The sequence below is a fragment of the Aeromicrobium phragmitis genome, assembly GCF_003674095.1.
Taxonomy (GTDB): domain Bacteria; phylum Actinomycetota; class Actinomycetes; order Propionibacteriales; family Nocardioidaceae; genus Aeromicrobium; species Aeromicrobium phragmitis.
This window is the reverse complement of the sequence record NZ_RDBF01000279.1, coordinates 1-299: the sequence shown is the minus strand read 5'-3', so window position 1 is coordinate 299 and position 299 is coordinate 1. Positions and strand designations below refer to the sequence as shown.

The window sequence follows — 299 nt, the reverse complement described above, 5'->3', positions numbered from 1 at the left end:
CGAGGTTGGGCGGCAGGTTGCCGAGGTACACGTCGAACCACGGGCCGGTGCCCAAGGCGTTCGCGTACACGTTGTAGAAGCCCGGCAGCACGCGCAGCGCCTCATCGAGGCTCGCCTCATGCTGGTGCAACATCTCGGTCACCGCGTCCAGCTGATCGAGCGCGGGGCGCAGGTCGGCCCGCGTCTCGTCCACGAGCGCGGACAGCTCGGTGGAGAGGTTCGTCGCGGCGACGAGCAGCTCGTGGATCGAGTCACGGCGTGCGGCCACGGCGGAGAACAGCGTGTTGGCGTCCTCGAAC

At 68.9% G+C, this 299-nt stretch carries 1 pseudogene; it reads right to left on the bottom strand.

Annotation, left to right across the window (positions count from 1 at the left end):
- A pseudogene (locus D9V41_RS18165) lies at positions 1–299 on the bottom strand (ABC transporter substrate-binding protein); the annotation flags it as partial.